Origin of the sequence: Tabrizicola sp. YIM 78059 (assembly GCF_004959785.1) — a bacterium.
Classification (GTDB): domain Bacteria; phylum Pseudomonadota; class Alphaproteobacteria; order Rhodobacterales; family Rhodobacteraceae; genus Tabrizicola; species Tabrizicola caldifontis.
Map to the genome: position 1 here is coordinate 1 of NZ_SJZH01000006.1, position 22904 is coordinate 22904.

Genomic DNA, 22904 nt, shown 5'->3' on the forward strand with positions numbered 1-22904 from the left:
GTGCGGTTTCGTCCGTTCAAACTTTGCCTTCGCCATTATGGCTTCTCCTCATCCGGTTCTCGGTTGCGGTGCGCGGGTGCGCACCCTACGGGGTGGTAGGGCGGGGTTCTCCCCGCCGCACCGTCATGCGTATTTCTTCTGGATTTCCTGGCTGATGTTCTCCGGCACCGCGTCATAGTGGTCGAAGAGCATCGTGAACACTGCCCGGCCCGAGGTCATCGAGCGCAGGTTGTTGATGTAGCCGAACATGTTGGCCAGCGGGACCATCGCGTTGATCACGTTGGCGTTGCCGCGGCTGTCCTGCCCGGTCACCATGCCGCGCCGCGAGGTCAGATCGCCGATGACGCTGCCGGTGTATTCCTCCGGCGTCACCACCTCGACCTTCATGATCGGTTCCAGAAGCTTGGCGCCGGCCTTTTTCAGGCCCTCACGCATCGCCGCACGGGTCGCGATCTCGAAGGCAAGGACGCTCGAGTCGACATCGTGGAAGGCACCGTCCACCAGCGCCACCTTGAAGTCGATGACCGGGAAGCCGGCCAGCGGGCCCGAGTCCATGACCGACTTGATGCCCTTCTCAACGCCGGGGATGTATTCCTTCGGCACCGCGCCGCCAACGATGCGGCTTTCGAAGCTGAAGCCCTCGCCCGGTTCGGTGGGGGTAATCTCCAGCTTGACGCGGGCGAACTGGCCCGTGCCGCCGGTCTGCTTCTTGTGGGTGTAGTCGATCTCGGTCGGCCGCGAGATGGTTTCGCGGTAGGCCACCTGCGGAGCGCCGATGTTCGCCTCGACCTTGAACTCGCGCCGCATGCGGTCGACGAGGATGTCGAGGTGAAGTTCGCCCATGCCCTTCATGATCGTCTGGCCCGATTCCAGATCGGTCTCGACGCGGAAGGACGGATCCTCGGCCGCCAGACGCTGCAGCGCCAGCGCCATCTTTTCCTGGTCGGCCTTCGACTTCGGCTCCACCGCGATCTCGATCACCGGCTCGGGGAAGGTCATGGTTTCCAGCACGAGCGGCTTGTTCGGATCGCACAGCGTATCGCCGGTGGTGGTTTCCTTCAGTCCGGCCAGAGCGATGATGTCGCCCGCGAAAGCCTCTTCGATCTCTTCACGGTTGGCGGCATGCATCATCATCATGCGGCCCACGCGCTCGCGCTTGCCCTTGGTCGAGTTCAGCATCTGGTCGCCCTTCTTCAGGGTGCCCGAGTAGATGCGGGTGAAGGTCAGCGTGCCGACGAAGGGGTCGTTCATGATCTTGAACGCCAGCGCCGAGAAGGGCTCGGCATCATCGGGCTTGCGCTCGATGTTGCGGGTCTCGGTCTCGTCGCCGGGGGCGTAACCCATGTAGGGCGGGATATCCAGCGGCGAGGGTAGATAGTCGATCACCGAGTTCAGGACCGGCTGGACGCCCTTGTTCTTGAACGCCGAGCCCGCGGTCACCGGCACGAAGGACATGCTGAGGCAGCCCTTGCGGATCAGCTTGCGCAGCGTGTCCACGTCCGGCTCCTGGCCTTCGAGATAGGCCATCATCGCCTCGTCGTCCTGTTCGACGGCAAGTTCGATCAGCTTGCCGCGCCATTCGTTGGCTTCGGCCTTCAGGCTGTCACGGATGTCGCGGATTTCCCAGGTCGCGCCCAGGTCTTCACCCTGGTAGACCCATTCCTTCATCGTCACCAGGTCGATGATGCCTTCCAGCTTGTCCTCGGCACCGATCGGCAGGGCGATCGGGGCGGGGGTCGCGCCGGTGCGGTCCTTGATCATCTGGACGCACTTGAAGAAGTCGGCACCGATCTTGTCCATCTTGTTGACGAACACGATCCGCGGCACCTTGTAGCGGTCGGCCTGACGCCAGACCGTTTCGGTCTGCGGCTCGACGCCGGCGTTGGCATCCAGAAGGCACACCGCACCATCAAGAACCGCAAGCGAGCGTTCGACCTCGATGGTGAAGTCCACGTGGCCGGGAGTGTCGATGATGTTGAAGCGATGCTTCGGCCCCTCGGCGGTCTTGCCGTCGGTAGTGCGCTCCCAGAAGGTGGTGGTGGCAGCCGAGGTGATGGTGATCCCGCGCTCCTGCTCCTGCTCCATCCAGTCCATGGTCGCGGCGCCGTCGTGGACTTCGCCGATCTTGTGGGACTTGCCAGTGTAGTACAGGATCCGCTCGGTCGTCGTGGTCTTGCCCGCGTCGATGTGGGCCATGATCCCGAAGTTGCGGTAGAGGTGCAGCGGATATTCGCGTGCCATGATCTGCGCTCCTTACCAGCGGTAGTGGCTGAACGCCTTGTTCGCGTCGGCCATCTTGTGGGTGTCTTCGCGCTTCTTCACGGCGGTGCCGCGGTTCTGCACGGCATCGGCCAGCTCGGCGGCCAGACGCTCTTCCATCGTGTTCTCGTTGCGCTTGCGGGCGGCCTGGATCAACCAGCGGATCGCCAGCGCCTCACGGCGTTCGGCCCGGACTTCGACCGGAACCTGATAGGTCGCACCGCCCACACGGCGGGAACGGACCTCGACCGAAGGCTTCACATTGTCGAGCGCCTCATGGAAGGCTTCGACGGCGGGGCGCTTCAGACGGTTCTGCACGCGATCAAGCGCGCCATACACGATACGTTCAGCGACCGACTTCTTGCCGTCGAGCATCAGGTTGTTCATGAACTTGGTGACCACCCGGTCGCCAAACTTGGCATCGGGCAGGATCTCGCGCTTTTCGGCGGCGTGACGACGGGACATTCCTTATCTCCTCACTTCGGACGCTTGGCGCCGTATTTCGAACGACGCTGACGACGCTCTTTCACGCCCTGGGTATCCAGAACGCCGCGGAGGATGTGGTAACGCACACCCGGAAGGTCCTTGACCCGGCCGCCACGGATCAGGACGACCGAGTGTTCCTGCAGGTTGTGCTTTTCGCCGGGGATGTAGCTGATCACCTCGAACCCGTTGGTCAGGCGCACCTTGGCGACCTTCCGCATGGCCGAGTTCGGCTTCTTCGGGGTGGTGGTGTAGACGCGGGTGCAGACCCCACGCTTCTGCGGGCAGGACTCCAGGTGCTGAGACTTGGATTTCCGCGGCGCTGCTTCCCGGGGCTTCCGGATCAGCTGTTGAATCGTCGGCATTCACGTTCCTCGTTTCGATACTCGCCGGGTGCCACCCCGACGCCGCTTCTCGACCGTGTCTTGCGCGAATCGCAAAACACGAAAGCCGCAACCACCGCCGTTCCCGGCGATGCCGCGGTGGACTTCCAGAGGATCGGGGCGGAAGGCCCGGATCATGACCACTTCAAGCGCTCTGACCCCGACACCAGAGGACAGACCTCGGGCTTCGGGTTGGCGGGCGTGTAGGGGGAATCGCGGGGGGTGTCAACATCAACCCCACCCCGGGCCAGCCTACCGCCCCTTCCAGACCGGATCGCGCTTTTCGGCAAAGGCGCGGGCGCCTTCCAGCTGGTCCTCGCTGGAATAAAGTCGGTCCACCGTCGCGAACTGGCGCTTCGTGATCCGGTTCAGCGCGTCCTGGAATCGCATGTCTTCGGCCTCGCGCACGATTTCCTTGATCGCGGCATAGACAAGGGGGGGACCGGATTCGAGCAGCCGCGCCAGATCCCAGGCCTTCGCCATGAGATCCTCGGGCGCGCAGATCTCCTTCACCAGCCCCCAGCGATGCGCCTCTTCCGCGTCGAACCAGCGCCCGGTCAACAGCAGGTCCATCGCCACATGATAGGGAATGCGCTTGGGCAGCTTGATACTGGCCGCATCCGCCACCGTGCCCGACCGGATTTCCGGCAGCGCGAAGGTGGCGTTCGTGGAACAGAGGATAAGGTCGGCCGACAGCGCCAGCTCCAGCCCGCCCCCGCAACAGATGCCCTGCACTGCGGCGATGACGGGCTTGTTGAGGTTCGGCAGCTCCTGCAGGCCGCCGAAGCCGCCCACGCCATAGTCGCCGTCCACCGCATCGCCCGCGGCCGCGGCCTTCAGGTCCCAGCCGGGGCAGAAGAACTTCTCGCCCGCCGCGCGCAGGATGCAGACGCGCAAGCTGTCGTCGTCGCGGAAGTCGCGGAACACCAGACCCATGATCCGGCTAGTGGCGAGGTCGATCGCATTGGCCTTGGGTCGGTCGAGCGTGACCTCCAGAATGGCGCCCTCGCGCCGGGTCAGGATCGGCCCCTCGGTCCGCATCTGCATCATGTCGCCCTCCTTGCCAGCGCATCCACCGCCACGGCGCCCTTTTCGCGCACCATGACCGGGTTGATCTCGATTTCCTCCAGGCTCTCGTCGGCCGCCATCAGCGCGCCCAGCCGCACCGCCAGCGCCGCGACGGCCCCCATGTCCGCCCTCGGCCGTCCGCGATAGCCGTCGAGCAGCGGCCAGAGCCGCAGCCCCTTCGCCGCCTCCAGCACCTCGGCCTCGCCGACGGGCCAGACGAGCGTCACCGTATCGGCCAGCACCTCGGCCGTGACGCCGCCCAGCCCCAGGGTCAGCGTGATGCCATAGACCGGATCGCGGCGCAGTCCAAGCAGCACCTCGGCCACCGCGCCCGTCACCATCTCCTCGACCAGATAGCCGGTCGCCCCCGGCATCTCTGCCTGCCCCTCCAGCGTGGCAAGCCCCAGCCGCACCGCGCCTGCCTCCGTCTTGTGCGCAAATCCAAGCCCCTTCAGCACGAAGGGCGGCACCAGTCCCGCAAGGTCGAGACCGGCAAGCGTTGCAGCCGTCGTGGATTTCGGCACTGCCACCCCCACCGCGGCAAGAAGCGCCTTGGCCTCGGCTTCGTCCAGCAACCGGGTTTCGCGCTGGGGCAGGCTGTCCAAGGGCCGCCATCCCGGCTGCCCCGCAGGGGTCTGCGCCGCCCGAATTGCCGCAAGCGCCGTCTCGATCCCCAGAAGGGGACAGATGCCCTGCTCCATCATCGCCTGCACACGCGCCTCGCCGAAGTTTTCGGGCAGCGATGCCACCGGGAAGGCCGGCTTGCCCGCAGCCTTCTGGGCATCGACAATCGCCCGGAAGGCCGGGTCGTAGCCCGAGGGATCACACCGGTCCGCCCGTGGCGCGTCGATGATGTAAAGGCCGGCGTCATAAGCCTCCAGCATTGCGCTGAAGACCTCGGTCGTCTTCGGCCCGTCGCCCCAGATGAAGGTGTGGTAGTCCAAGGGGTTAGAGATGGTCGGAATCTCTCCCAGCACGGCGAAAAGCCGGTCGTGCGTCGGCTGCGGCACCGGCGGAAATTCCAGCCCGAAAGGCGCAGCCAGATCGGCAACCAGACCTGCCTCGCCACCCGAGCAGGACAGCGAACAGAGACGCCTGCCAAGCCCCGGCCCATGCACATGGAAGATCTTCAGCGTCTCGATCAGTTCGGCCGGAGTATTCACCTCCGCCACCCCCGTCTGGCGCAGGAAGGCACTGGAAGCTGCCCCGCCGCCGGCCAGTGAAGCCGTATGCGAGGCGGCCGCACTGCGGGAAAGTTCGGTCTTGCCGGACTTGATCGCCACCATGCCCTTGCCCATGGCGCGTGCCCGCTCGGCCAGCTCGGCAAAGGCCGGGGCATCGTCGATTCCCTCGATGTACAGCCCCACGGCGGTCACCCTGGGATCATCCAGCAGCGCCCCGGTCAGTTCCGCCAGCCCCACCACCGCAGCATTACCCAGACAGGCGACATAGGCCACGGGCAATCCGCGCTGCTGCATGCCGAGGTTGATCACGATGTTCGAGGACTGGCTTACCAGCGCCACACCCCTATCCACGCGCACCCCGCCATGCTGATCGGGCCACAGAAGCGCGCCATCCAGATAGTTGATCACCCCATAGCAGTTCGGCCCGAGGATCGGCATCTCGCCTGCGGCTGCGACAAGCCGGTCCTGCAGACCAGGCTCTCCGGCCTCGGTCCAGCCCGAGGCGAAACAGATGGCGCCCCCCGCCCCCATCGCAGCCAGTTCCGCGACCACCTCTAGAGTGGCAAAGCGGTTTACCCCGATGAATGCCGCATCCGGCGGTTCCGGCAGATCGGCAAGGCTGGGATAGGCCCGTAGCCCTCCGATCTCGGATCGGGTCGGATGCACCGGCCAGACCAGGCCCTGAAAGCCCATCTTGCGGCATTGCTCGATCACGTTCACAGCCCAGCCGCCACCCAGAACGGCAATGTGGCGTGGTCGCAGAAGACGGTCCAAGCGGCTCATCTCTGGCCTCGCGCTGTGGCATCGGCCCCGGGGGCTGTCTGCCCCCGGACCCCCGAGGATATTTGGGAACGGAAGAAGGGGCAGACCATGGCAACGCCCCGCCCGGAAAGGCCGGACGGGGCGCCTTCTCCCGTTACGGTCATCGGCGTCCCCGCCTGTACCGTGGCGCCACTGTGGCGATTCGAAGTTAACATTCCGTTGCTTCTTCCGTTCTCAAATATCCTCTGGGGGTCCGGGGGGCGAAGCGCCCCCGGTGCGACCGTTCAACCCCCGACCGCCCGCAGAAGTTCGCGGCTGATGATGTGGCGCTGGATCTCCGAGGTGCCTTCCCAGATCCGCTCCACCCGCGCGTCGCGCCAGATGCGCTCGAGCGGCAGCTCGTCCATCAGGCCCATCCCGCCATGGATCTGGATCGCCTCGTCCGCGATCATCGCCAGCACCTCGGTCGCCTTCAGCTTGGCCATGGCCATGTCGCCATCGGTCACCGTGCCCTGGTCGTACTTCCAGGCCGCCTCGCGCGTCAGCAACTCGGCCGCCTTCAGCTCCATCGCCATGTCCGCAAGCTTGAAGCTGATCCCCTGGAACTTGCCGATCTGCTGGCCGAACTGCTTCCGCTCGGCCGCATAGGAAATCGCAAGGGCCAGCGCCCGCTCTGCCCTGCCCAGACAGGTAGAGGCCACCTGCAGCCGCGTCGCGCCCAACCAGGAATTGGCCACCTCGAACCCCTTGTGGACCTCGCCCAGCACGTTTTCAGCCGGCACCCGGCAATCGTCGAACTCCAGCACCGAATTGGTGTAGCCGCGATGGCTGACGTTGCGATAGCCCTCGCGCACGGTGAACCCGGGGGTGCCCTTGTCCACGAAGAAGGCGGTGATCAGCTTCTTCGGGCCCCGCGGGGTCTGTTCCTCGCCGCTGGCCATGAAGACGATGGCGAAGCCGGCCAGATCGGCATGGCTGATGAAATGCTTGGTGCCGTTCAACACCCAGTCGCCGCCCTCCCGCCGGGCCGATGCCTTCATCCCCCGCAGGTCCGACCCTGCGCCGGGTTCGGTCATCGCCAGGCAATCCCACGTCTCGCCCCGGATGCAGGGCATCAGATACCGCTCGCGCTGTTCGGCGTTGCCGGCCAGAAGGATGTTCGAGGGCCGCGCGACGCAGGTCCAGTGCAGGGCATAGTTGGCCCGACCCAGTTCCTTTTCGTATAGAAGCCAGGACAGCGTATCCAGCCCCGCCCCGCCGACCTCGACCGGCATGTTGGCGGCGTAAAGCCCGGCGGCGATCGCCTTCTGCTGGATCTCGCGGATCAGCTCCAGGGGAAGGTGGCCGGTGCGTTCGACCATCTGCTCGTGCGGATACAGCTCTGCCTCGACAAAGGCCCGCGTCGTGGCGACGATCATCGCTTGTTCTTCGGTCAGTCCGAAATCCATGTTGTCCTCACGGGTCCACGTTGTAGGTCATGCCGTCCACCGCCAGCGCCTGTCCTGTAACCATGCGCGCGCCATCGGACGCCAGAAAGACCGCCATATCGGCCACATCCTGAGCCTCGGTCAGCCGCTTCATCGCCGTGCCCGAGGCATAGCCCTGCCGCACCGCTTGCGGGGTCATTCCCTTGGCCGCCGCTTCCGCCTCGATCACCCGGTCGATCCGGGGGCCGTTCACCGAACCCGGACAGATCGCGTTGGCGCGAATGCCGTGCGGCCCAAGTTCCATCGCCACGGTCTTCATCAGCCCGATGACCCCCCATTTCGCCGCCACATAGGGTGCACGGAACGGGGTGCCGTAAAGGCCCGAGGTCGAGGAGATGAAGATGATGACCCCCTGCCGTGCCGGTTTCATCAGCCGCGCCGCACCGCGCGCAAGCAGCATCGCCCCGTCCAGGTTCACCCCGAGGCACTGGTGCCAGCCTTCCAGCGGCATTTCCTCGATGGCGGCGGTCGGACCCTTGATCCCGGCATTGGCGACAGCGATGGCGAGGCCGCCCCACTCCTGCGCAATGTCCGCAAAGAGGAGGTCCATCGCCGCCTCGCTGGCCGCATCGCAGACCGTGCCCCGGATCCCCGCCGGCAGTGCGGCCACTGCGGCCTCGTCCACATCCGTCACCCGGACCCGGTCGCCCAGCGCGGCGAAGGCCCGGGCCATGACCAGCCCGATTCCGTTCGCGCCCGCGGTGATGAGCACCCGGCGGTTCACTTCTTCTGCCCGACCGCCCGGCCCGCACCTTCCGGCATCGGCAGCGCGGCGTGGGCGTCGGCAATGGCCTTCAGGTTCTTCCAGACCTCGACCGACGCCGGCACGGTCTTGCCCGCCCGCATGTCGACATGCAGGCACAGCTGTTCGACCGTCGCCACGCAGTCCTCGCCCTTCATGATCCGCACGAAGCTGCGGAAGCGCTTCTCGTCGGCGCCGATGATCTGCAATTCTCCCCGCAGCTGGTCGCCGAGCTTTGCCTCGCCCAGATGGCGGATGTGGGTTTCGGCGGAATAGTAGCTGTGACCGGCAGCTACATAGTCCATGCCCGCGCCGATCATCCGCAGGAAGTTGTCCACAGTTTCCGAATTGCAGAAATAGTAGCGGCTTTCGGTCATGTGGCCGTTGTAGTCGATCCAGCCCGGCAGCACCTGCCCCTGCCACATGACCAGGGGCGCAGGTTGCGGGCCCGTGTCCAACCCCTTCTGCATCTCGGCAAGGAAGGCCGCGGCACGGCGTTCATCGTGTTCCTTCAGCACCTTCCCCGCACCCCAGTTCCGCTCCTTCAGCGCGCGCAGGAAGCCCACCAGGTTGCGGTCGCGGATGCGTTCAAGCTCCCGGATGCCATACATGCCGGACTGCGCGTCGGACTGGCTGGCCACAAGATCCACCAGTTCGTCATTGAACTCGGGCACGTCCATGAGTTTCGTCCAGGGCCATTTCAGCGCCGGGCCGAACTGGGCCATGAAATGTCGCATCCCTGCCTCGCCGCCCGCGATGCGGTAGGTTTCGAACAGGCCCATCTGCCCCCAGCGCAGACCGAAACCCATGCGGATCGCATCGTCGATCTCTTCGGTCGTGGCTATGCCGTCCTTCAGCATCCACAGCGCCTCGCGCCACACCGCCTCGAGGAACCGGTTGCCGATGAAGGCGTCGATCTCGTGCCGGATCACCAGCGGGAACATCCCGATGTCGCGCATGATCTGCACGGTGCGATCGACCACCTTGGGCGGGTTCGCCGGGCTACCCGAGACTTCCGACAACGGCAGCAGATAGACCGGGTTGAACGGATGCGCGACGATGATGTTTTCGGGCGCAGGAGAACCCTTCTGCAGGTCGCTTGCCTTGAACCCGCTGGTCGACGATCCGATCAGGACGCCGGGATTGGCCTGTTGCAGCTGGGCATATACCTTGTGCTTAAGTTCGATCCGCTCGCTGACCGATTCCTGCACATACTCCGCCCCTTCGACCGCCTCGCCGATGGTGCCGTGGAAGCTGAGCTTGCCTTCGGGTGGCATCGGGACATCCGACAGCGCGGGCAGGGCCGCCCGCGCGTTCGACAACACCGCGGCGATCTTGCGCTCTGCCTCGGGATCGGGATCGAACACCCCGACGTCCCAGCCATTCAGCAGGAACCGCGCGGCCCAGCCGCCGCCGATGACCCCGCCACCGATGATCGCTACCTTGCGCGCCATTTGTCCCGTCCCATTGCGGTTCCCCCATCCCGGCCCATCCCCGGCAAGCGGGGAAGGGCAGTTCTTACCTTCCGATGGCAGGCCGTGGGCACCCGCTCCGCGCTCGCCCCCGCGTTGAAGAGGGAAAGGGAGGGGAGCCGATCCGCGATCGGTTCCGCGGCTACCTTGCCAGCGGTGCGCGCTTTTCCAGCTTCAGCCGCGCCCGCACCTCGGCCGGGGTGATGACCCGCGCGCCAAGGTTCTCGATGATGTTAGCCGCACGTTCTACCAGCTGGGCATTGGTGGCCAGCACCCCCTTTTCCAGCCACAGGTTGTCTTCCAGCCCCACCCGCACATTGCCACCTGCAAGCACGGCCGCGGCAACATAGGGCATCTGATGCCGTCCCAACGAAAAGGCCGACCAGTGCCAGCCCTGCGGAACGTTGTTCACCATCGCCATGAAGGTATTCAGGTCATCCGGCGCGCCCCACGGCACACCCATGCAAAGCTGTACCAGCACCGGCTCGGGGATCACACCTTCCTTCACCAGTTCCTTGGCCAGCCACAGATGGCCAGTGTCGAAGGCCTCGATCTCGATCCGCGCGCCTGCGGCCGTCATCCGCCGGGCCATGTCGCGCAGCATGCCGGGCGTGTTGACCATCACATAGTCGGCCTCGTTGAAGTTCATCGTGCCGCAGTCCAGCGTGCAGATCTCGGGCCGGCATTCCACGACATGGGCCACGCGCTCTTCCGCGCCGCACATGTCGGACTTGTCGGCCATCCGGGTCATGGCCTCGGTGCCGTCAAAATACATGTCGCCGCCCATGCCCGCGGTCAGGTTCAGTACCACATCCGTGTCGCTGTCGCGGATGCGCTCGGTCACTTCGCGGTAGTATTCCAGCTTGCGGCTGGGCTTGCCGGTTTCCGGGTCGCGGACGTGGCAATGCACCACAGCAGCCCCCGCCCTGGCCGCTGCGATGGCACTTTCGGCAATCTGCTTCGGGCTGCGCGGCACATTCGGGCTGCGGTCCTGCGTTCCGCCCGATCCGGTCACGGCACAGGTGATGAAGACCTCACGATTCATGGTCAGCGGCATGGCTTTCTCCCAAAAGGTTGGCGACACCATAGCCGCCTTGCCAGCCCACGCTTTGCGTATTACGAAATATTCATGACGGAAAACGCTATCTTTCTGCCTTCGGACCAGAGCCTGACGATAGCGCTGTTCGTGCTGCCGCAAGCCTCGATCCTGGAGGTTGCCAGTGCCCTCGACCCGCTGCGCAACGCCAATCGCCATCTCGGCAACGAAGCCTATCGCTGGCGTGTCGTCACCCCGGACGGCCGTCCCGCGCCGCTGACATGCGGGCTAGAACTGCCCTCCTCCGGCCCCCTCGCGCATGCCGCCGGGGCCGAGGCATTGATCGTTATTGCGGGATACCGGCTGAACGAGGTGGCCACCCGCCCGCTGATCAGCGAACTGCGACGGATCGCACCGCGCTTTCGGCTGGTCGGCGGCATCGATGCTGCCCCCTGGGTGCTGGCCAGGGCGGGGCTTCTTGACGGATACCGCGCCACTGTCCACTGGGAGGATCTGGAGGATCTCGCCGCGGCCCATCCCGAAATCGACGTGGTTCCCGACCGTTTCGTGATCGACCGTAACCGGGTGACGATTTCCGGTGCCGCACCGGCTGCGGACTTCATGCTGCATCTGATCCGCGCCCGCCACGGCGCGGCGCTGGCACGGCAGGTTGCGGCCAGCTTTCTGGCAACGGTGCGCAAGGGGTCTGAACCGCAGATCGGTCGGGGCCCCGATCCCGACCTCGATCCCCGCGTGGCTGCGGCGCTTGCGCGGATGGAGGCGCGGATCGACGCGCCCGAACCTGCCTCGGCCACGGCCCGCGCGGTCGGCGTTTCGCCACGCCGCCTGGAAGGCCTGTTCCGGGCAAGCCTGGGCACGACGCCCGCGGCCCATGCACTTGATCTGCGCCTGCAGGCCGCCCGCCGGATGCTGACCGATACGCGGCACCCCTTGGCAGAGGTCGCGCTGCGCACAGGCTTTTCCAGCCCCTCGACCCTGTCCCGCGCCTTCCGCGCACGGTTCGGCCAGCCACCCGGCGCCCTGAGGCGCCAGATCTGAAGCGCCAGCACGTCCCGGGCGACGCAGCCGTCCACCCGGGGGTCAAGGCTGCATTGAACTCATCGCCGGGTTGCGGGGGCCCGGGCACCGTCGGATGCCCCTTCAGGCCGCGTCCGGAAGACCCCGCCCCTTCAAGAGCGCCTCGACCCCCGGCATCCTGCCGCGGAACTTCAGATAAAGCGCCTCGGCCTCTTCGGAGCCGCCCGCCGACAGGATGTACCGCTCCAGCCGCGCCGCGGTTGCGGGGTCGAAGGGATCGCCCGCCTCCTCGAAGGCCGCGAAGGCATCGGCATCCATCACCTCCGACCACATGTAGCTGTAATAGCCGGCGGAATAGCCGTCGCCGCTGAACACATGCGCGAAATGCGGTGTCGCATGGCGCATGCGGATCGCGCGCGGCATGCCCAGCGCCTCCAGCACCTCGGCCTGGCGCTGCATCGGGTCGGCGGGCGGCTGGCCGGTGTGGAACTCGAGGTCCACCATGGCCGAAGCCACGAATTCCACCGTGGCAAAGCCCTGGTCATAGGTGCCCGCGTCCAGAAGCCGCTTCAACATTTCGGCGGGCATCGGCTCGCCGGTCTCATGGTGCCGCGCATGGGCCTCCAGCACCTGCGGCACCTCCAGCCAGTGTTCGTAAAGCTGGCTCGGCAGTTCGACGAAGTCGCGCGCCACGGATGTCCCGCTGATGAAGCCGTAGGTCACGTCCGACAACATCTGGTGCAGCGCATGGCCGAATTCATGGAACAGCGTCCGCGCATCGTCCCAGGACAGCAAGGCCGGCTCGCCCCTGGCGAAGTTGCAGACGTTCACCACGATCGGCCGCTGATCGCCCCCAAGCTTCCTTTGCGACCGCATCGCCGAACACCAGGCGCCCGAGCGTTTCGATCCCCTGGCAAAGTAATCCCCCAGGAAGACCGCGACATGGCGGCCATCGCGCGTGACCTCCCAGCCGCTCACATCGGGGTGATAGAATGGCCCCTCGATCTCGCGGAACTCCAGCCCGAACAGCCGCGTCGCGCAGTCGAACATCGCCCGCAGCATCGCCTCCAGCGACAGGTAGGGCTTCAGCGCCGCCTCATCCAGGTCATGCTCTGCCTTCCGCCGTTTCTCGCTGTAATAGTGCCAGTCCCAGGGTTCCAGCGGCCCGGTGAACCCGTCGGCATGCAGCATCGCTTCCAGCACAGCCGCATCCGCCAGCGCCCTGGCCCGCGCCGGCTGCCAGACCCGCAGCAACAGTTCGCGCACCGCATCGGGGGTCTTCGCCATCTCCGGTTCCAGCTTGAAGGCCGCGAAGTCGGGATAGCCCAGAAGCTGCGCGCGCTCTGCCCGCAAGGCCAGGATTTCCGCTGCAATCGCCCGGTTGTCCGTTTCGCCGCCGTTCGCCCCGCGCGCCACCCACGCCTCGTAGGCCCGTTCGCGCAACGCGCGGTTGGGCGAGAACTGCAGGAACGGCACGATCAGGCTGCGGTTCAGCGTCACCACCGGGCCAAGGCCCCGCTCGGCCCCCGCCGCCCGAGCAGCATCCTGCACGAAGGCCGGCAAGGCGGCCAGATCGGCCTCGGCCAGCTCCATGTGCCAGCCCCGCTCCTCGGCCAGCAGGTTCTGCGCGAATTGTGTCCCAAGCACCGCAAGCCGCGCCTTGACCTCGGTCAGCCGCTTGGCCGCCGCCCCCTCCAGCGCCGCGCCCGACCGCAGGAACATCCGCCGATACAGCTCCAGTACCCGCGCCTGCTCTGCCGTCAGATCCAGACCATCGCGCCCCTGCCACAATGCTTCGATCTTGGCCCAGAGCGCCTTGTTGTTGGTAACCTCGGACGAGAAGGCCGACATCTTCGGCGCCAGATCGCGCATCAGTGCCTCGCGCGCATCGTTGCTGTCCGCACCCGCCAGGTTGTAGAATACCCCCGCCACCCGATCGAGATCGCCCTCCGCCAGTTCCAGCGCCTCGATCACCTCGGCAAAGGAAGTGCCCGGCCCCTCGGCAATCGCTGCAATGGTTGCCCGCGCCCGCGCCAACGCCTCGTCGAAGGCCGGTCCGAAATCCTCGTCCCGGATGGCCGCAAATGGTGGCAGGCCGAACGGGGTATCCCAGCGGTCCAGAAGCACGTTCATCGCAGATCTCCTTTTCGACGGAAGCTAGGCCCCCGTCTCGCCAAGGTCCACCCCGCAACCCCGGATTGCTATTGCGCAAATACTCTCGGAAAGGTCCGGGGGCCGAAGCGCCCCCGGCAACCGAGGAGGAGGGCGCAGGCCCCACGACGAGACAAATGGCATGCGGCCACAAGGCCGCTCACTAAGGCTGCCGCGCCTCATGCCCGCGCAGCCGCGCCTCCAGCCGGCGCAGCAGCAGCGAAAGACCGATGGTCATCGTCAGATACAACAGCGCCGCGACGTTGTAGGTCTCGAAATAGCGGAAATTGCCGGCCGCCGTGACCTTGGCCAGCTGGGTGATATCCGTCACCCCCAGCACGCTGACCAGCGAAGAATCCTTCACCATGGCCACGAAATCGTTGCCGAGCGGCGGCAGCACCATGCGGAAGGCCTGCGGAAAGACGATGTGGCGGAACCGCTGCCATCCGTTCAGGCCCAGCGACTTTGCCGCCTCGATCTGGCCCTTGTCCACTGCCTGCAGCCCTGCCCGGAAGATCTCGGCAAGAAAGGCCGAATAGGCCAGCATCAGCGCGATGACCGCCCGCCAGAGCAGCGGAAAGTCCCGCCCCCGCACCTCCTCGAACCCGAGCGGCACGAACGCCCAGTTCCAGGCCGTTACCAGCGCGGGCGCCAGAACGAACGCAACATAAAGAAGCAGCACGATGATCGGGATGCCCCGCATCACCTCGATATACAGCCGCGCCGCCTGCCGCAGCACGACCCAGCGCGACAGCCCCGCCAGCGCGAGTCCAAGGCCAAGAAGGCAGGCCCCGAAATAGGCGACCAGCGTGACGATCACGGTGATCCAGATTCCCTTGGCCAGGACGGCCAGAGACGCCGAATAGACGTCGTCCGCCAGCACCTCGTAGAACAGCCACAGGCCGGTGATCGCGACGATCACCAGCCACCAGGGAAAGTCGGCATCAGGCTTGGGGTTGGGCGTCATGCTAGAGGGCCCGGGCCGAACGGCCCGGACCGGCGGCCCTTACTCGCCCATCTTGTATTCGAGGAACCACTTCTTGTTCAGCGCGTCGATCGTGCCATCCGCCTTCATGCTGGCAATCGCCGCGTTCATCGGCGCGACCAGGTCGCTGCCCTTGGGGAAGATGAAGCCGAAATCCTCGGTCCCCAGCTTCTCGCCCACGATCTTCAGCCCGCCGTTCGACGCGTCGACATAGCCCTGGCCCGAGGTGCCATCGGTCAACACCAGATCGACGTCGCCCGCCTTCAGCGCCTCGACCCCCGCGCCGAAGGTCTCGAACAGCTTGATCCGCGGGTTTGCCTCGTTCCCGTCCAGCACATCATAGACCCCGACATAGAAGGGCGTCGTACCGGGTTGCGCCGCCATCAGCAGGTCGGGATTGGCCGCGAACGATGCCGCATCGGAAAAGCGCTCCTCATCCCCGCGCACCATCATCACCATCTCGCTGGTCATGTAGCTGTCCGAGAAATCAACCTGCTCCTTGCGGTCGTCGCGGATGGTGATCCCGGTCATCCCCATGTCGTACTGGCCTTCCGACACTGCCGGGATCATCGCGTCCCAGCTGATGTTCTCGTATTTCACGGTGATGTTCAGCCGCTTGGCGATTTCCGCCATCGCGTCGTATTCCCAGCCCACAGCGGCACCCGACTTGTCGAGGAACTGCAGCGGCGGATAGGCGTTTTCCGTCACCACCACGACCTCGCGGCCGCCCAGATCGGGCAGATCCTGCGCAAGGGCGGGCGCGGCAAGAAGGCTGAGGCCCAGAAGGGCGGCGAGGGTGGATTTCATCGGTCATGCTCCCGGCTGAATGGTCAGGGGCCGACTATGCCATTCCGCCCCGCCGATGCAAGCGGGCCCGCCTGGCCCGGGGCCGGAACGAATGGGACGAATCATGTCGCTGCCCGATCCTTCGGCAACAGCGCCAGATCCCGTACTGCAGCCGGCCTGCGACAGAAAAGTATTGTGCATAATTGCACTTCAATACGTTATTTATGCCTAATTGCGCGAAGGGTCACAGAATGACATCTTGGATAGACCCGAAGGACGGAGCCTGACATGACCCGCATGCCCACCTATTTCATCAGCCACGGCGGCGGCCCGTGGCCGTGGATGCCCGACTGGCGGGCGATGTTCGCGAACCTCGAGGCCTCGTTTGTCCGGATGGTCAAGGATCTGCCGCAACCGCCGAGGGCGATCCTCATGATCTCTGGGCATTGGGAGGACGATGGCTTTGCCGTCATGTCCTCGCCCAGGCCGCCGATGGTCTATGATTACCACGGCTTTCCGCCTCATACCTTCCAGATCACCTACCCTGCCCCCGGTGCCCCCGGCCTTGCCCGTCGCGCAGCCGAACTGATCGGCGCCGCCGGCCTGCCGGTTCGGCTGGACGACAAGCAGGGCTTCGACCATGGCACCTTCGTGCCTGCCTATGTGATGTATCCCGATGCCAGCACACCACTGTTCCAGGTCTCGCTGCGCAAGGGCTACAACCCGCAAGAGCACTTCGCTCTTGGCCGCGCCCTCGCCCCGCTGCGCGACGAGGGTGTGCTGATCATCGGCTCTGGCCTGTCCTACCACAACCTGCGCCTGTTCGGCCCCGGCGCGAAGGAACCCTCCGAAGCCTTCGATGCATGGCTGGCCGAAACCATGGCCGCCCCGCCCGCAGAGCGCACGGACCGGCTTCTGCATTGGGAAAGCGCGCCCTATGCCCGCGTCTGCCACAAGCAGGAAGATCACTTCGTTCCCCTCTTTGCCGCCCTTGGCGCGGCCGAGGACGAGCCGGCCACCATGGTCTATCACGACACCGACCTGTTTGGCGGCGTCACTGCGTCAAGCTACCGGATCGGCTGACGCGGGGGCCCGGCCGCAGGCCGTCGAGGCGCATTCACATGGCACGCCATCCGGTATAGGTGGGGCGCATGCCACGCTATGCCCTTCGTATCGACTATCACGGCGGCCCCTTCGCGGGCTGGCAGCGCCAAGCCGGCGGCCTGCCCTCGGTTCAGGACGCCATCGAGCAGGCCCTGGCCAAGCTGGAGCCCGGCCCGCACAGCATCGCTGCCGCCGGGCGGACCGACGCCGGTGTGCATGCCACGGCGCAGGTCGCCCATGCCGACCTGCGCCGAGACTGGGATCCTTTCCGGCTATCCGAGGCGCTGAACGCGCACCTTCGGCCCGCCCCGGTGGCGATCACCGCCTGCGCGCGCGTTCCGGACGACTTTCATGCCCGCTTCTCGGCCACCGGGCGGCGCTATGCCTTCCGCCTGGTCGCGCGCCGCGCGCCGGTGACCCATGACCGGGGCCTGGTCTGGCAGGTGCTGAACCGTCTGGATCTGCAGGCGATGCGGGCCGGCGCGGCGGAATTGGTGGGGCATCATGATTTCACCACCTTCCGCTCAACGCTTTGCCAGGCGAAAAGCCCGGTGAAGACGCTGGACAGGATCGACATTACCGAACACCCCTATCCCGGCGGCATTGAATACCGCTTCGATCTTGCCGCACGGTCCTTCCTGCACAATCAGGTCCGCTCGATCGTCGGAACGCTGGAACGGGTCGGCACGGGCGCCTGGTCCCCTGCCGATGTGCGCGCTGCGCTTCAGGCGCGAGACCGCGCGGCCTGCGGACCCGTGGCGCCGCCGCAGGGCCTGTATCTGGTGGGGGTGTGCTATCCGGTCGATCCCTTCGCCGGGTAAGGCTCGGGACTGCATCCCCCCTCACGAGGGTGCCCTGATGAGCAGACGAAGTCGAACAGGAAGGCTCAGTTAAGGTCCTTCAGCAGCCGGCCATGCTTGCGAACCTCGGTCAGGACCGCGCCGAACGTAGCCAGACCCCGGCCCGCCAGCATGGGCAGAAGCTTCAGGAAGGCATCGGCCGTGGCGATCGTGTCGCCCAGCGCGGTATGGCGCGCCTCTTCCGGGATGGCGATGCCCAGCCGGTGCGCCAGCGCGTCGAGGCTGTGCACCTCGTGCTGGCCATAGACCACCGCCGACAGAAGCACCGTGTCCAGCACCGGCATGTCGAAGCGCAGGCCCAGCGTCCCCTCCTGCCGGCGGAGGAATTCCATGTCGAAGGGCGCATTGTGCGCGATCAGCACCGCGCCTTCAGCGAACTTGTGAAACCGGCGCACTACATCTTCCACTCGCGGCGCATCGGCAACCATCGCATCGGTGATGCCATGCACCGCGGTCGAGACCGCAGGTATCGGCCGGCCCGGATTGACAAGCGTGTCGAAGACCTCGCCCTCGACCCGGCGGCCGTTGACGATGCGCACGGCTGCCAGCTGCACGATCTCGTCGCCCTGACGGGGGTTGAGGCCTGTCGTCTCGCTGTCGAAGACGACATAGGTCAGCCGGTCCAGCCGACGATCGGCCAGCGCATCGGTGCGCGCGGGGGATAGGAGATCGAAGTCATAGATCACCTTGCGCACCACGGGCTTCGGGCGGGCAACCGCGCGACGGGCCTGGCGGATCGGCAGACAAAGCGCGTGACGGCCGTCTGCCGCCGTCTCGGGCCAGATCTCGGTGGCATGAGCCGACAGGACCGCGCGCGCCGGGCGTTCGGCGGTTTCCTCTGACAGGGGCAGGGCCAGCCAGCTGTCCAGCTCGCCCACGCCGATCCGGGGGCCGGTCCAGGACAGGCGGATGGTCGCGCCGCTGTCCTCTTCCTCGATGGAAAGGTGCAGCCGGCCCACCGCGCGGTCAGCCAGGTGCCGGGCCAGATGCTCAAGCACCGTGATGATCTCATAGCCGTTGCAGCGCAGGATCAGGTCGGCCGTCTCGACCGTCACGATCAGCCCCTGCGCGGCCAGGCGCGCGACCAGCCCTTCCGCCAGGTCCGAGGCGCGGGTCTGCGGCAGGGCGGCGGCCTCGGCCTGACCCTCCTCCCGCGCGGCGCCAAACCGGGTAACGGCCTGCGCCAGCCGCGCGACCTCTTCCCGCAGCGCGGCTTGCATCGGCGCGGGCAGCGCATCCTCGGGCATCACGCCGACGATGGTGGACAGCGCGGCGGCCGGGCGGCGCAGGCTGTCGAGCGCGCCCTCAAGCATCGCTTCGCGCCGGGCATCAGCGGCCATGTCGGCAGTAATGTCGCGCAGGGTCAGCACATAGCCGCCGTCCCCGCCTTCGCCCAGAAGCCGCATCCGCGCGGCCAGCACCCTGGCACCTGCGGTGGTGGTGCAAAGAAGGTCCGACACCGCGTCGGGGTCGCCTGTGGCCATGAGCCGCTCATGTGCATGGCGCAGCGGCGCGGCATGAATGTAGTCGAAAAGCTTGCGGTCGAGCCCCGCCTCAAGCCCCCCCGCCCGTCCGGTGCCGATGATGTCGGCGGCCGGGCCATTGTAGAACACCAGCGCATGGTCGGCCGAACACAGGATCACCCCAACCGGCACGTCCGACAGCAGCGCCTCCAGCCGGGCCTTCTCTGACCCCAGCCGTAGGGTCTCGCGCGCCACCGCCTCGGCCAGCGCGCTGCGCGTCTCGGCCAGGCTTTGGGCGGCGGCCTGGGCGGCGGGGGCCAGATCGCCCAGATAGCGGGCGATGGCTGCGTCCATCTCGGCCGTCACGTCGGAATGGGCACGGGCGCGCAAGGCACCTGCGAGCGTCTCGATGGGTTTGGCCACATGCAGGTCGAACAGATACCAGACCCAGGCCACCAGCCCCAGTGCCGCGAAACCAGCCAGCACCCCGGCCTGCACGAAGCCCTGCAGCGCGCCCGGTTCACCCAGCCGGCTGTAACCCAGCCAGAGGCCGAGGGTGGTGGCGACAACGATCGCCCCGGCAAGACCGGCGAAGATCAGAAAGATGCGCAGGCGCAGGCTGAGACGCGTCAGCATGATGAGCCCCCGACTGGCCACGGACGCAACAGGGCCGCTGCCGCTCCACCCCTGCCCCCCGTGGAGAGGGGCGGGAGGCGGGGGGCACCATGTCGAAGGTGGGGCGCGCCCGGTCGGAGGCGTTGGGCCCGGGGTGCGGGCGTCAAGACCCCGCTCCCTCTTCCTCCCCCACAAGGGGGGGCGGGAAGCGCCGCACGCCCCTGTCGCGCCCCGGTCACGGCCTCAGCCCGCCCCGCCCAACAGACGGCGCACCTCGTCGCGCAGGTCCTTCAGCTCGAAGGGTTTCGAGATGAACCCATCCGCGCCAAGCGCCAGGCCCTTGCGCCGTTCGATTGCCGAGCCCCGTGCCGTCATCATCAGCACCTTCACATCCGCAAGCGAGGGGTCGGTGCGGATCCCCTCGCAGATCTCGTAGCCTGAAACCTCGGGCAGCATGACGTCCAGCAGAACAAGGTCGGGGTGGGTTTCGCGGATCCGGGGCAGCGCCTCGGCGCCATTGGCGACGCGGTCGTGGTCATAGCCCTCACGCGTCATCAGGTAATCCAGCGCCACGGCGATGTTGTCCTCGTCCTCCACCACAAGGATGCGCGGCTTGCGGTCCATGCCCTACCCCTCCCTGCACGCGGCAGCCTGCAACAGGTCGCCCGCGGGGGCCGGCTGCCAGTCGGCCCCCGTCAATTCTCCCGTCTCGGAAATCTTCACCCCTTCGACGACCGGCACCTGCCGTCCGCCCGCGCAATCGACCGCGATCAGCCCGTCCTCCACCGGCCGCCAGCGGGCGAATTTCAGGACCGGGACCATGCGCAGGCTGCCGACTTGGGGATGGATCATGCGCTTGCGCTGGTCGATGGCCCAGAACCGCATGCGGATCGGTTTCAGATAGGTCCAGGGCCGCAGGGGCATGGCTTCTTCCTCGACGCGGACCACCTCGATCCCCGGCGGCAGCTCGGCCACGACGCGGTCGTACCAGCTGTATTCCAGCACCAGGGTCGCGCCGATCAGGCCGACGGCGGCAGCAAACGGGACCAGCCAGCGCGGCAGGCCCGGCCGCCAGCGGCGCAGCGCCCAGGCCAGAAGGCCCAGCGTGGCGGCGGCGATCAGGGCTCCGATCAGTTCCAGGGCCATCGCGTCAACTCCGTGCGCCGCGGGCCTGGCCCACGGCGGATTGCATGGTGCGCACGACGACAAAGGCGTCGCGCAGATGGCTGCGCTCGAAATCCGAAAGTTCCGACGGCGCGATGAAATTGTCGGGCTTCTCGCCCGCCTTCACCCGCCGCGCCTGGTGTTCCAGCCGGGTCTGGGCGATCAGGTCGTAGGCCTCGATCAGGTCGCGCCCGCCGCTGTCCGAGATCACCCCCGCCTCCACCGCCGCCTCCAGCCGGGCGCGGGTGTTCACCACCCCCTGCTGCCCGATCAGCGAATAGACCCGCCCCAGATCGACCACCGGCACCACGCCGTTGTGCTTGAGGTCGATGTGGTTCTTGTATTCCCCCGACCGGATGGTGGCGAAGCCGCGCAGAAGGCCCAGGGGCGGGGTGTGCTTCAAGCTGTTGGAAATCATGTGCGCGACGAAGATCGAGTTCTTCGCCGCCATCTCCAGCACCTCGGCCTGCAGGTCGCTGTAAAGGTTCGCCGTCCCGCCAATGGGACGCAGGTCGAACATGACCGAGGCCAGCATCTGCGCCATCGGGTCGGGTGCGTTCACCCATTTGCGGAAATAGCCACGCCAGACTGCCATGCGCTGGCACCATTGGGGGTTGGTGGCCATCATGTCGCCGGGGCAGTAGACATAGCCGCAGGCGTTCAGCCCGTCCGAGACAATCTTCGCCAGCCTGGCGAAATAGCCCATGTCGGCCTCGGTCGCGGCGTCGTCGATCATCAGGCAGTTGTCCTGATCCGAAACGCCGGTCTGCTCCTGCCGCCCCTGCGACCCGCAGGCGAGCCACAGGTAGGGCACAGGGGCCGGGCCAAGCTCGGCCTCGGCCATGGCCAGCAGCCGCCGCGTCACCGTGTCGGCGATGTCGGTGATGAGCCGCGTCACCACCTCATGCGCCGACCCGCCGCCCACAAGCTGCACGAGGAGCCGCGGGATGCGGGCGGTGGTCTCGGCCAGTTCGGCCACGCTCTGCGCCGTGGCCGCATCCCGCACCAGAAGCGCCGAGCTGACCGCCTGGAACCGCACCAGATCGGTCTGGGTGATCATGCCGACCAGCCGGCCGTCCTCGACCACCGGCAGATGCCCGATCCGGTGCTCCAGCATCCGGTTCAGCACGTCCGACCCCAGGCTGTCCGGCGTCAGCACCATCGGATCGCGCGCCATGACCGCGCTGACTGGCGCGGCCGGGTCCAACCCCTCGGCCAGCACCTTGTTGACGAAATCCCGCGCGGTGACGATGCCGACCAGTTGCTCGCCCTCGGTGATGGCGAGGCAGGAGATATGCGCCGCCCGCATCCGTTCGGCGGCCGCCCGGATCGTCGTTTCGGGGGGCACCGAGATCGGTGTGCGGGCGATCAGGTCGCCCACCTTGCGGGTCGAGATGTCAGCCTCGCGGCTTTCCTGATGCCGGCCACGGTGGAAAAAGCGTTCGAAGGCAGGATAGGAAGCGATCAGGCGGCGGAACTCTGCCGCGGGCAGCATCAGGATCTCTGCCCCGCCGTTGGCGCGCGCCGTCGTCACCGCCATGCCGTCGCGCATAAGACCGCGTTCGCCGAAACTGTTGCGCGGGCCCAGCAGCGAGACCAGGCCGCCCGAAGGTTCCAGCACCTCGACCGAACCTTCGAGGATCAGGAAGATCCCGGTCAGCGGTTCGCCGGCGGTGTAGATCATTGCGCCGTCGTCGTAATGCCTGCGGCTGAAGGAGGCGGCGACGCGCGCCATCTCGTCCCGCGGCAGGCTGTCGTAGGGATGCACCGTCTCCAGGAAGGCCAGAAGCGGATTGCTGTCCTGATCCATGATCCTGCGCCCGGTTGAAGGGGTGCGCCCCCGGGTTTCCCCGGAGGCGCAG

Annotated in this window: 20 protein-coding genes; 4 read left to right on the forward strand and 16 right to left on the reverse strand. The window is 66.7% G+C overall.

What is annotated here, in order from left to right; genetic code table 11:
- Positions 1–123: 123 nt before the first annotated feature.
- The 3 genes from fusA to rpsL are packed head-to-tail and all read right to left on the reverse strand — an operon-like array spanning position 124 to position 3107.
- The gene (fusA, locus tag EZM81_RS09425; RefSeq protein ID WP_135450827.1) at positions 124–2241 is read right to left on the reverse strand and encodes an elongation factor G; all 2118 of its coding nucleotides are present in this window, start codon (positions 2239–2241) and stop codon (positions 124–126) included.
- 12 nt (positions 2242–2253) lie between these two features.
- Positions 2254–2724 carry a 30S ribosomal protein S7 gene (rpsG, locus tag EZM81_RS09430; RefSeq protein ID WP_135450826.1) on the reverse strand — a complete coding sequence of 157 codons (471 nt, stop codon included), beginning with the start codon at positions 2722–2724 and terminating at the stop codon, positions 2254–2256.
- A gap of 11 nt (positions 2725–2735) precedes the next feature.
- Entirely contained in the window at positions 2736–3107 is a 372-nt protein-coding gene (rpsL, locus tag EZM81_RS09435) for a 30S ribosomal protein S12 (RefSeq protein WP_125325006.1), read from the reverse strand.
- Positions 3108–3167: 60 nt separating this feature from the next.
- Here rpsL and EZM81_RS18290 point away from each other — a divergent pair, with 60 nt between their 5' ends.
- Positions 3168–3332 carry a hypothetical protein gene (locus tag EZM81_RS18290; RefSeq protein WP_169052347.1) on the forward strand — a complete coding sequence of 55 codons (165 nt, stop codon included), beginning with the start codon at positions 3168–3170 and terminating at the stop codon, positions 3330–3332.
- A gap of 45 nt (positions 3333–3377) precedes the next feature.
- Here EZM81_RS18290 and EZM81_RS09440 read toward each other — a convergent pair whose 3' ends face one another.
- The 6 genes from EZM81_RS09440 to EZM81_RS09465 form a co-directional block, all read right to left on the reverse strand.
- Complete coding sequence (locus EZM81_RS09440) at positions 3378–4175, reverse strand: carnitinyl-CoA dehydratase (RefSeq protein ID WP_136645547.1); 798 nt, start codon at positions 4173–4175, stop codon at positions 3378–3380.
- The gene (locus EZM81_RS09445) at positions 4172–6160 is read right to left on the reverse strand and encodes an acetate--CoA ligase family protein (RefSeq protein ID WP_136645548.1); all 1989 of its coding nucleotides are present in this window, start codon (positions 6158–6160) and stop codon (positions 4172–4174) included. Before EZM81_RS09445 ends, EZM81_RS09440 begins: the two co-directional genes overlap by 4 nt.
- 263 nt (positions 6161–6423) lie before the next feature.
- A complete protein-coding gene (locus EZM81_RS09450; RefSeq protein ID WP_135450823.1) occupies positions 6424–7587 on the reverse strand; it encodes an acyl-CoA dehydrogenase family protein in 1164 nt (387 codons plus the stop codon).
- Positions 7588–7594: 7 nt separating this feature from the next.
- Positions 7595–8350 carry an SDR family oxidoreductase gene (locus EZM81_RS09455; RefSeq protein ID WP_136645549.1) on the reverse strand — a complete coding sequence of 252 codons (756 nt, stop codon included), beginning with the start codon at positions 8348–8350 and terminating at the stop codon, positions 7595–7597.
- Positions 8347–9822 carry a carnitine 3-dehydrogenase gene (locus EZM81_RS09460; RefSeq protein ID WP_136645550.1) on the reverse strand — a complete coding sequence of 492 codons (1476 nt, stop codon included), beginning with the start codon at positions 9820–9822 and terminating at the stop codon, positions 8347–8349. The genes EZM81_RS09455 and EZM81_RS09460 overlap by 4 nt, the downstream gene beginning before the upstream one ends.
- Positions 9823–9982: 160 nt before the next feature.
- Positions 9983–10897: a 3-keto-5-aminohexanoate cleavage protein gene (locus EZM81_RS09465; protein WP_136645551.1), complete on the reverse strand. Its 915-nt coding sequence runs from the start codon at positions 10895–10897 to the stop codon at positions 9983–9985.
- 72 nt (positions 10898–10969) lie between these two features.
- Here EZM81_RS09465 and EZM81_RS09470 point away from each other — a divergent pair, with 72 nt between their 5' ends.
- Positions 10970–11935, forward strand: a complete 966-nt coding sequence (locus tag EZM81_RS09470; protein ID WP_136645552.1) for a GlxA family transcriptional regulator — start codon at positions 10970–10972, stop codon at positions 11933–11935.
- A gap of 102 nt (positions 11936–12037) precedes the next feature.
- On the opposite strand, the gene EZM81_RS09475 is transcribed toward EZM81_RS09470, so the two are convergent.
- From EZM81_RS09475 to EZM81_RS09485, 3 genes are all read right to left on the reverse strand, one after another.
- The gene (locus EZM81_RS09475; RefSeq protein WP_136645553.1) at positions 12038–14047 is read right to left on the reverse strand and encodes a M3 family metallopeptidase; all 2010 of its coding nucleotides are present in this window, start codon (positions 14045–14047) and stop codon (positions 12038–12040) included.
- A 181-nt stretch (positions 14048–14228) separates the two neighbouring features.
- Positions 14229–15032, reverse strand: a complete 804-nt coding sequence (locus EZM81_RS09480; RefSeq protein WP_136645554.1) for an amino acid ABC transporter permease — start codon at positions 15030–15032, stop codon at positions 14229–14231.
- Positions 15033–15071: 39 nt separating this feature from the next.
- Positions 15072–15857 (reverse strand): transporter substrate-binding domain-containing protein, encoded by a 786-nt coding sequence (locus EZM81_RS09485; protein WP_136645555.1) that lies wholly within the window; start codon positions 15855–15857, stop codon positions 15072–15074.
- Positions 15858–16124: 267 nt separating this feature from the next.
- Between EZM81_RS09485 and EZM81_RS09490 the strand changes: the two genes are divergently transcribed.
- Together EZM81_RS09490 and truA are read left to right on the forward strand one after the other, a co-directional pair.
- Positions 16125–16919 carry a class III extradiol ring-cleavage dioxygenase gene (locus EZM81_RS09490; protein ID WP_136645556.1) on the forward strand — a complete coding sequence of 265 codons (795 nt, stop codon included), beginning with the start codon at positions 16125–16127 and terminating at the stop codon, positions 16917–16919.
- Positions 16920–16987: 68 nt separating this feature from the next.
- Positions 16988–17761, forward strand: a complete 774-nt coding sequence (gene truA, locus EZM81_RS09495; RefSeq protein WP_136645557.1) for a tRNA pseudouridine(38-40) synthase TruA — start codon at positions 16988–16990, stop codon at positions 17759–17761.
- A gap of 65 nt (positions 17762–17826) precedes the next feature.
- On the opposite strand, the gene EZM81_RS09500 is transcribed toward truA, so the two are convergent.
- The 4 genes from EZM81_RS09500 to EZM81_RS09515 all read right to left on the reverse strand — a co-directional run bounded on the left by EZM81_RS09500 (position 17827) and on the right by EZM81_RS09515 (position 22852).
- Positions 17827–19899, reverse strand: coding sequence for an exonuclease domain-containing protein (locus tag EZM81_RS09500; RefSeq protein ID WP_136645558.1), 2073 nt, complete (start codon positions 19897–19899; stop codon positions 17827–17829).
- A gap of 222 nt (positions 19900–20121) precedes the next feature.
- On the reverse strand, positions 20122–20502 hold the full coding sequence (locus EZM81_RS09505; protein WP_135450812.1) for a response regulator transcription factor: 381 nt from the start codon (positions 20500–20502) through the stop codon (positions 20122–20124).
- 3 nt (positions 20503–20505) lie between these two features.
- Positions 20506–21024, reverse strand: a complete 519-nt coding sequence (locus EZM81_RS09510; protein ID WP_135450811.1) for a hypothetical protein — start codon at positions 21022–21024, stop codon at positions 20506–20508.
- Between the two features lie 4 nt (positions 21025–21028).
- Positions 21029–22852: a DUF294 nucleotidyltransferase-like domain-containing protein gene (locus EZM81_RS09515; RefSeq protein WP_136645559.1), complete on the reverse strand. Its 1824-nt coding sequence runs from the start codon at positions 22850–22852 to the stop codon at positions 21029–21031.
- Positions 22853–22904: the final 52 nt, after the last annotated feature.

Bases quoted from the DNA above. Each gene is read 5' to 3' on its own strand.
- EZM81_RS09465 (WP_136645551.1), bottom strand. From the start codon at position 10,897: ATGCCGCTGACCATGAATCGTGAGGTCTTCATCACCTGTGCCGTGACC.
- EZM81_RS09485 (WP_136645555.1), bottom strand. From the start codon at position 15,857: ATGAAATCCACCCTCGCCGCCCTTCTGGGCCTCAGCCTTCTTGCCGCG.
- EZM81_RS09460 (WP_136645550.1), bottom strand. From the start codon at position 9,822: ATGGCGCGCAAGGTAGCGATCATCGGTGGCGGGGTCATCGGCGGCGGC.
- EZM81_RS09480 (WP_136645554.1), bottom strand. From the start codon at position 15,032: ATGACGCCCAACCCCAAGCCTGATGCCGACTTTCCCTGGTGGCTGGTG.
- EZM81_RS09440 (WP_136645547.1), bottom strand. From the start codon at position 4,175: ATGATGCAGATGCGGACCGAGGGGCCGATCCTGACCCGGCGCGAGGGC.
- EZM81_RS09450 (WP_135450823.1), bottom strand. From the start codon at position 7,587: ATGGATTTCGGACTGACCGAAGAACAAGCGATGATCGTCGCCACGACG.
- EZM81_RS09445 (WP_136645548.1), bottom strand. From the start codon at position 6,160: ATGAGCCGCTTGGACCGTCTTCTGCGACCACGCCACATTGCCGTTCTG.
- truA (WP_136645557.1), top strand. From the start codon at position 16,988: ATGCCACGCTATGCCCTTCGTATCGACTATCACGGCGGCCCCTTCGCG.
- rpsL (WP_125325006.1), bottom strand. From the start codon at position 3,107: ATGCCGACGATTCAACAGCTGATCCGGAAGCCCCGGGAAGCAGCGCCG.
- EZM81_RS09490 (WP_136645556.1), top strand. From the start codon at position 16,125: ATGACCCGCATGCCCACCTATTTCATCAGCCACGGCGGCGGCCCGTGG.
- EZM81_RS09510 (WP_135450811.1), bottom strand. From the start codon at position 21,024: ATGGCCCTGGAACTGATCGGAGCCCTGATCGCCGCCGCCACGCTGGGC.
- fusA (WP_135450827.1), bottom strand. From the start codon at position 2,241: ATGGCACGCGAATATCCGCTGCACCTCTACCGCAACTTCGGGATCATG.
- EZM81_RS09505 (WP_135450812.1), bottom strand. From the start codon at position 20,502: ATGGACCGCAAGCCGCGCATCCTTGTGGTGGAGGACGAGGACAACATC.
- EZM81_RS09500 (WP_136645558.1), bottom strand. From the start codon at position 19,899: ATGCTGACGCGTCTCAGCCTGCGCCTGCGCATCTTTCTGATCTTCGCC.
- EZM81_RS09515 (WP_136645559.1), bottom strand. From the start codon at position 22,852: ATGGATCAGGACAGCAATCCGCTTCTGGCCTTCCTGGAGACGGTGCAT.
- EZM81_RS09475 (WP_136645553.1), bottom strand. From the start codon at position 14,047: ATGAACGTGCTTCTGGACCGCTGGGATACCCCGTTCGGCCTGCCACCA.
- EZM81_RS09470 (WP_136645552.1), top strand. From the start codon at position 10,970: ATGACGGAAAACGCTATCTTTCTGCCTTCGGACCAGAGCCTGACGATA.
- rpsG (WP_135450826.1), bottom strand. From the start codon at position 2,724: ATGTCCCGTCGTCACGCCGCCGAAAAGCGCGAGATCCTGCCCGATGCC.